The organism is Streptomyces sp. TAA040, from assembly GCF_000424845.1.
On the sequence record NZ_AUKR01000048.1, the window covers coordinates 1 to 7,616 of the forward strand.

Consider the following 7,616-nt stretch of genomic DNA (forward strand, 5'->3'; position numbering starts at 1 on the left):
CGGCCGCCGCGCACAACAGCGGGAGCATCGGATACCTCCGTCCTCGCAGGCCGCGCGGATCTGGTATCCATATCAGGAAGCGCCGCAGGTCAGCGGCATTCTGCAGGGCGACGTGAGGGTTCGGAAGGGCCAGTTTTCCCAGTCCGGCGGGCATGGGCGATGATGTTTGGGCAGGCACGGTCTCGCTCGGTTCTCATGGGTCTTCGACAACCACATGATCACCGACGGCCGTGCCTGCACTTCTTTCCAGGGACACCCCGCCACACACCGGTACATGACGTCACGTCACACACGAGACCGACGAACCGGACCGATCCTGTTCGTGCAATGACCCTGGCTGCTGGACACCTACCTCTCCGACAACCAGGGCATCACCCAGTTCAACGACGTCCTGCTGAGCGGCATGTTCGCCCGCGAGGACCGCGCGGCCCCGATGGACGGAACCCGGCTGACCGCGATGGGCGGCTACTTCCGTCTGCTCGACGCCTGGACCCCCCCGGCGGTCCGCGCGCCGCTGCTGCTGGTCCGCGCCTCCACCCCGCTCGGCCGCCCGTCCGCCGAAGCCGGTGACTGGCGTTCGTCCTGGGCCGGTGCCGACACCGTCGTCGACGTTCCCGGAGACCATTTCTCGATCATGGAACAGCATGTCGCGACCACGGGCGACGCCGTCGCCGACTGGCTCGGTACCACTCTCCGCGCCCCCGACGACCTGTGAAAACGAAGGAGAACCCGTTGACCGCGGCCCCGTACGACGACCCTTCCCCGCGACCCGCCCTCACCGTGCTGGGAGCTGGGGTGATGGGGGTCGGCATCACCGTCCTCGCCCTCGGACACGGCCTGCCGGTCCACCTGGTCGACATCGACCGGGAACGGCTCGACCAAGCCGCGGACCTGATCGACGGCGAACTCCGGCTGGCCGAGCTGATGGGCGCCCTGCCCGCCGGGACGCCCCTCGGCATCCTGGCCACGGACACCTCGCTCAAGGCCGTCGCCGGAGCCACCGCCGTCGTCGAGGCGGTCACCGAGAACGCCGCGATCAAGGCCGCCGCACTGTCCGAGGTCGCCGGACTGGTCCGGCCCGGAACCCTGCTGATCACCAACACCTCCTCCATCCCCGTCGACGAACTGGCCGGGGCCCTGGAACGGCCGGAGGAACTGGTCGGCACCCACTTCATGAACCCGCCCTACCTGATCGGAACCGCCGAAGTGGTCCGCGGCGCCAGGACCGGGGACCCCGCGATGGCCGCCGTGGCGGCCCTGCTCACGGCACTGAGGCGGCGGACGGTGGTCGTCCGGGACGCACCCGGCTTCGTGACCAGCCGCATCCTGCACCCGATGATCAACGACGCGACCCGCGTCGTTGAGGAGGGCACGGCGACCGCCGAGGACGTCGACGCCCTGATGCAGGGCTGCCTGGGACACCCCACCGGGCCGCTGCGCACCGCGGACCTGATCGGCATCGACAATCTCGTCGACTCCCTCACCGTGCTCCACGAGCGCACCGGTGACGACGGCTGCCGTCCCACCGAACTGCTGCTCCGGCTGGTCCGCGAGGGCCGACTGGGCCGTAAGTCCGGACGCGGCTTCTACGACTACACCTGATCACCCCGACGAGGAGACGGCCATGACCACAGCCAACACGCCCAACACCCACGGCCTGGAGAAGGAACTGCTGGGATTCCTGGAAGGACGCACCGGAACCGCCTGGGACGCCGATACCGACCTGTTCGACACCGGCGGCCTGTCGTCCCTGTTCGCCATGCAGGTGGTGGTGCACCTGGAGAAGACCTACGCCATCGCCGTCCGCGGCGCGGACCTGCGGCTGGACAACTTCCGCACGGTGCAGCGGATGGCGGAGCTGGTGGACCGGCTCCAGGTGGCCGCCGCCGGGGGCCGGCATGGGTGAGGACCTGAGCGGCGCCATGACCTCGGTCACCCTTCGGGTCGGAGACCTGGCGGGGGAGTGGGACCGGACCGGCCTCATCCCGCTGGACCTGCTCCGTGACCTGGGCGCCGAGGGCCGGCTGTGCGCCGAAGTCCCGGAGCAGTACGGCGGCCGGGGTCTCAGCAGCATGCACAGTGGCGCGTACACCGCCCACGTGGGCGGCCTGTGCAGCTCGCTGCGCAGCGTGATGACCTCCCAGGGCATGGCGGCATGGACCATTCGACGCCTGGGCACCGCCGAGCAGTCGGCCGCCCATCTCCCCCGGCTGACCGGCGGCGGACTGGCGGCGGTCAGCTTCAGCGAGCCCGGCGCCGGCAGCGACCTCGCGGCGATGACGACGACCGTCCGCCGCGACGGCGACGCGGTCGTCCTCGACGGACACAAGAAGTGGGTGACCGCCGCCCACTACGCCGACCTGCTGGTCGTCGTCGGCCGCTACGAGGACGGCGCGGGAGCCGTCGTGGTGCCCACCGACACGCCCGGCGTCAGGATCGAGCGGATCGCCGCCCCACTCGGCTGCCGTGCGGCCGGACACGCGGACGTACACCTCGACGGGGTGCGGCTGCCGGCCGACAGCGTCCTGGGCGGTCACGGACTGCCGACCGCCCTGCTGGTGACGACCGCGCTGGCCTACGGGCGGATGTCCGTCGCCTGGGGCTGCGTGGGCATCCTGCGGGCCTGTCTGGCGGCGGCCACCGCGCACGCCGCCGGACGGGAGCAGTTCGGCAGACCGCTCGCAGAGCACCAGCTCGTCGCCGGGCACATCGCCGACATCTACACGGCCGAGCAGGTGGCCACGCGGGTCTGCGAGCACGCCAGCCGCTGCTGGGACGAAGGGTCGCCGGACCAGGTGGTGGCGACCGTCCTGGCCAAGCACGTCGGCGCGACCCAGGCCGCCCGGGGCGCGGCGACCGCCGTCCAGGTACTGGCCTCGGCCGGGTCCCGGGACGGGCACGTGGTGGCCCGGGCGTACCGGGACGCCAAGCTCATGGAGATCATCGAGGGCAGCAACGAGCTGTGCCGGCTGATGCTGGCCCAGCACGCCCTCTCCGCTCCGGGGGCACTGTGAGCGGGCCCGTGGCCGACGAGACGAGGAAGGACGACATGGTCGAGACCGTCAAGTGCCTGGTCTGGGACCTGGACGACACCCTCTGGCAGGGCACCCTGTTGGAGGACGGCGAGGTGCACCTGCCGGACGAGGTGCGCAGGGTGGTGATCGAGCTCGACTCCCGCGGCATCCTCCAGTCCATCGCCAGCCGCAACGACCACGAGCACGCCTGGGCCCGGCTGGAGGCGTTCGGCGTGGCCGAGTACTTCGTCCTGCCGGAGATCGGGTGGGGCGCCAAGTCCCAGTCGGTGCGCCGGATCGGCGACCGGCTGAACTTCGCGCTCACGACCATCGCCTTCGTCGACGACCGGCCCACCGAGCGGGCCGAAGTGGCCTTCCACCTGCCCGACGTACGGTGCTACCCGGCCGAGCAGGTCCTCGCCCTCCCCGAACTCGCCGAGTTCACTCCGGTGACCAGCAGCGTCGACTCCCGGCGGCGCCGCCGGATGTACCAGGCGGGCTTCCGTCGCGAGGCCGAGCGGGCCGCCGCCCCCGGCCCCGACGAGGAGTTCCTGCGCTCCCTGGACCTGCGGATGCGCATCGGCCGGGCCACCGGCGAGGAACTCTCCCGGGTCGAGGAACTCACCCTGCGCACCAGCCAGATGAATGCGACCGGGGTCCACTACCCGGACACGGTGCTGCGCGGCCTGATCACCGACCCCCGGCACGAGGTCCTGGTGGTCACCCTCACCGACCGGTTCGGCCCGCACGGCGCGGTCGGCGTCCTGCTGCTGGAGCGGCACCCGGGCCTGTGGCACCTCAAGCTGCTCGCCACCTCCTGCCGGGTCGTCGCCTACGGTGCCGGCGCGACCCTGCTGAACTGGCTGGCCGACGCAGCCGCCCGGTCCGGAGACCACCTGGTGGCGGACTTCCGGACGACCGAACGCAACCGGATGATGGAGATCGCCTACCGGTTCGCGGGCTTCGACGGACTGGACGAAGCCCCGTGTCCGTGCGCCGCCGTCCTCGCACCGGCTCCGGAGAACACCGGACTCCAGCGCCTGCACCTGGTCCCTGGCCCGCGCGTGGTGTCCACCGTCATGAGCGTGGACGAACCCGACCTGAGCATGTCGGAAGGGGGCCCGGGAACGTCGTGACCGCCGCGGCGGCCGGTGCTCCCGGGCTCCGGCCCGCCACCCTCAGCGCTTGCGGACGAGTGTGATCCCGTCGGCCATCACCAGCAGTGACAGGTCCACCCGAGGGTCCTCGTGCAGCACCCGGTTCAGAGCCCGGACCCCGGCGGTCTCCGGGTCCACGGCGGCCGGATCGGCGACCTGGCCGAAGAAGAGGGTGTTGTCGACCACGATCAGACCGCCGGCGCGCAGCAGGGCCAGAGACGTCTCGTAGTAGCGGACGTAGTTGGCCTTGTCCGCGTCGATGAACACCAGGTCGAAGCTCTCCGGTCCGCGCTTCGCCAGCAGTGCGTCCAGCGTCGCGGCGGCATCGCCGATCCGCAGGTCGATCCGCGCGTCGATCCCGTCCCGCTTCCAGAAGTCGGCGCCGATGGCCGGCCACCGGTCGTCGATGTCGCAGGACACCAGCACGCCGTCGGCCGGGAGCGCGCGGGCCATGCACAGGGTGCTGTAGCCGGTGAAGGTGCCGATCTCCAGCACCGCCCGCGCTCCGGTCAACCTGACCAGGAGGGACAGCAGTTGACCCTCCTCCGCCATCACCTGCATGGCGCTCCCGCCCGGCAGGTCCGCAGTGGTCTCCCGCAGCTCCCTGAGGAGATCGTCGTCACGGAGGGAGACTCCCCGGACATAGGCGAGCAGGTCGTGGGTGGCTGCTGTCTGGTCGGCCATGGTGCGGGGGTCCTCTCGAAGGAGATCGGGTCGAAGGAGATCGGGTCGAAAGGAATCGGGGCGAAGGGGACAGGGCCGCCGGGTGCCCGTCGCCGGGGCGGTCACCCGGCGCGCACGTACGGGTGGCCGTGCTGACGTACGGCGACCGCCTGCGCCCGCTCCTGGGCGTACGCCCGCAGCAGTGCGTCCAGTTGGTAGCGGCCCCCCGTCGGCGGACCCAGCAGATTCGCCTCGACCAGGGAGTCCAGGGCCTCCTCGGCCTGCGCCTCGGAGCAGCCGGTCATCACCGCGACCCTGCTGCTGGAGACCGAACAGGCACCGGCGGCTCCCAGCGCGGTGAACACCTCGGCCGGGTCGACCCCGGTCGACGCCGCCCGTTGGAGCCCGGCGTGGGCGGCGTCGAGGCAGGGCCGGACACCGAGGTCGCCCGCGCACAGTTCGTCCAGCAGCCGCGGGGCCTCTGTGAGCCGCCGGGCGAAGTGCCCGATGCTCCAGTGCGGGCGCTCCAGCAGCCGGGTCCCCGCGATCCGGATCGCCAGCGGCAGGCCCGCGCAGGCCGTCAGCACCGTACGGGCCGCCCGCGGTTCGACACCGACCCTGGCCGAACCGACGATGCTGCCCAGCAGCTCCAGCGACCCGGCCTTGTCCAGCGGGCCGAGCAGAAGGGTGCGCGCCCCCTCCAGATCGGCCAGCCGCCGTCGGCTGGTCACCAGCAGCCTGCTGCTGCCGCTGCCCGGTATCAGCGGCCTCACCTGCGCGGTGCTGGAGGCGTTGTCGAGTACCACCAGCAGACGGCGGCCCGCGGTGAGCGAGCGGTAGAGGCTCTCCCGTTCCGACTCCTCCTCGGGTATCTCGCCCCGGGGCACACCGAGGTCCGCCAGAAACCGCGGCAGCACCGCCCGGGAAGTCAGCGGCCGCTCCGCTCCGCCGAGATCCGCATAGAGCTGGCCGTGCGTCGAGGAACCGCGCACGGCGTGCGCCGCGTGCAGGGCCAGGGTGCTCTTGCCGACACCGCCCCGGCCGGTCACCACTGCCGTCGCCACCATGCCCGCGGGCATCGTGCCGTTCGTGAGGAAGCGCTGCAGCCGCGCCAGCGCATCGGAGCGGGCCGACAGCGGCAGCGGCACCGAGGGAAGCTGCGCCGGACTCGGCCAGCAGGGCCTTTCCCAGGCGGCGGTTGGCGCCGGTCCGACGGTTGCCTCCGGGGCCTTCGCGGACTGATCCAGCGGGTCAGGCGCACGGGGCTGGTCGTGGGCCGAGAGGATGTGCCGATGGACCTCGCGCAGATCGGCGCTCGGCTCGGCGCCGAGCTGTTCGACGAGCAGCGTCCGGGTGCGCCGGTAGAGATCCAGGGCCTCCGACTGTCGGCCCGAGCGGAACAGCGCGAGCATCAGCTTGCCCACCAGGGCCTCCCGTAAGGGGTGCTTCCGCACCAGCCGCACCAGCTCCGGCACGACCTCGGCGTGCCGCAGCAGCGCCAGCTCCGCGTCGAACCGCAGCTCCATGGTCTGCAGGCGAAGCTCCTGGAGATAGCGGCCCTCCACATCGCGCAGCGTCCGCGACGAGATGTCCGCCAGAGGCTCCTCGCGCCACAGGGCGAGTGCTTCGGTCAGCTCGGCAGAGGAGCCCTCCAGGTCTCCGCGCTCGGCCAGATCCGCCGCACGCCGGCGGTGGGCCGTGAACTGCCCGAGATCGCTCTCGTGCTCGCCGAGTTCGAGGAGGTAGCCGGGCGCCCGGGTGAGGATGCGGGCGGAGGCGTGCTCGCCCAGCGACTGCCGCAGGCGCATCACGTAGGTGCGGACGGTCGCGGCGGCACTCGGCGGCGGGGCGCCGTCCCAGACGTACTCGGCGATCCGGTCGACCGAGATCACCCGGTTGGCGTTGAGGAGGAGCGCTGCCATGACCACGCGCTGCCTCGGCGCCGACACGTGCACCTCACGCGCGTTCAACCGGACGGAAAGCGGGCCCAGCAACAGAAAGTTCACGGGAGTCCTCTCTATCGCACGACCGGCGGGCAAGACTGCTTCCAGCGTCTTGGGTGGCCCTGTAGGGGTCAACGCGGTCCTGTCGTATTTAGATGTATTCCTAGAGCGCAGGTCTTGCGCTCATGCCGGGTTTACGCTGCGCGGAACCATCACTGTGGTGAGGACCAGGCCGCCCACCACGACGCAGCGGCCGGTGAGACCGCTCACCACCGCACCGACGTCGACCCGGGTGCCCCGGCACCGTCAGCGCGGCCCAGAACACCCGTACGGAATTCGGCCGCGCGAGCGTGTCGAGAAAGTCCTTGCCACGAGGTGCTCTCGCCCCTCGGCCGGATTCGCGGTGCGGCCCGACCGCTGCTGCTGAGTCGGAGCCAGGTAGGAAGGCGTCTCATGTGGTCGTTCGCTGATGCGGCATGATGCTGGGCTGTGGGTGCTGATCTGTCGCGTCGGCTGGTGCCGGACGAACTGTGGGAGCTGACGGCTCCGTTGTTGCCGAGGTTCACATCCCGCCCGCAGGGCGGTGGTACAGCTCCGGTGGATGAGCGGGCGGTGTTCACGGCTGTGGTGTATGTGCTGACGAGCGGCTGTGCATGGCGGTATCTGCCGGATTCCCTCGGTGTCTCGCCGGCCACCGCGCACCGCCGGTTCGCCGTGTGGACCGAGGTCGGGTTGTGGCGTCGGCTGCACCGGGCGGTGCTGGACGAACTCGGCGCCGGGGGTGAGCTGGACTGGTCGTCCGCGATCGTCGATGCTGCGTCGGTGCGGGCGAGGAAGGG

General features: G+C 71.3%; 8 protein-coding genes. 6 read left to right on the plus strand and 2 right to left on the minus strand.

Translation table 11 applies throughout. The features are described from left to right. The first annotated feature begins 403 nt into the window (after positions 1–403). From H300_RS0121260 to H300_RS0121280, 5 genes are read left to right on the plus strand one after another with little or no spacing between them, the layout of a single operon-like run. On the plus strand, positions 404–715 hold the full coding sequence (locus tag H300_RS0121260; RefSeq protein ID WP_028428996.1) for an alpha/beta hydrolase family protein: 312 nt from the start codon (positions 404–406) through the stop codon (positions 713–715). 17 nt (positions 716–732) lie between these two features. Then, the gene (locus H300_RS0121265) at positions 733–1,602 is read left to right on the plus strand and encodes a 3-hydroxyacyl-CoA dehydrogenase family protein (RefSeq protein ID WP_028428997.1); all 870 of its coding nucleotides are present in this window, start codon (positions 733–735) and stop codon (positions 1,600–1,602) included. A gap of 22 nt (positions 1,603–1,624) precedes the next feature. Next, a complete protein-coding gene (locus H300_RS0121270) occupies positions 1,625–1,906 on the plus strand; it encodes an acyl carrier protein (RefSeq protein ID WP_028428998.1) in 282 nt (93 codons plus the stop codon). Then, positions 1,899–3,014 carry an acyl-CoA dehydrogenase family protein gene (locus H300_RS0121275; protein ID WP_028428999.1) on the plus strand — a complete coding sequence of 372 codons (1,116 nt, stop codon included), beginning with the start codon at positions 1,899–1,901 and terminating at the stop codon, positions 3,012–3,014. The genes H300_RS0121270 and H300_RS0121275 overlap by 8 nt, the downstream gene beginning before the upstream one ends. A 35-nt stretch (positions 3,015–3,049) precedes the next feature. Further along, the gene (locus tag H300_RS0121280; RefSeq protein WP_028429000.1) at positions 3,050–4,150 is read left to right on the plus strand and encodes an HAD-IIIC family phosphatase; all 1,101 of its coding nucleotides are present in this window, start codon (positions 3,050–3,052) and stop codon (positions 4,148–4,150) included. Between the two features lie 42 nt (positions 4,151–4,192). On the opposite strand, the gene H300_RS0121285 is transcribed toward H300_RS0121280, so the two are convergent. Together H300_RS0121285 and H300_RS0121290 are read right to left on the minus strand one after the other, a co-directional pair. Then, entirely contained in the window at positions 4,193–4,855 is a 663-nt protein-coding gene (locus H300_RS0121285) for a class I SAM-dependent methyltransferase (protein ID WP_028429001.1), read from the minus strand. A gap of 101 nt (positions 4,856–4,956) precedes the next feature. Next, positions 4,957–6,756 carry an AfsR/SARP family transcriptional regulator gene (locus H300_RS0121290; protein ID WP_486583988.1) on the minus strand — a complete coding sequence of 600 codons (1,800 nt, stop codon included), beginning with the start codon at positions 6,754–6,756 and terminating at the stop codon, positions 4,957–4,959. A gap of 537 nt (positions 6,757–7,293) precedes the next feature. Here H300_RS0121290 and H300_RS0121295 point away from each other — a divergent pair. Beyond that, positions 7,294–7,616: transposase (locus tag H300_RS0121295; RefSeq protein WP_028427027.1), on the plus strand; the 323-nt coding region annotated here is incomplete at its 3' end.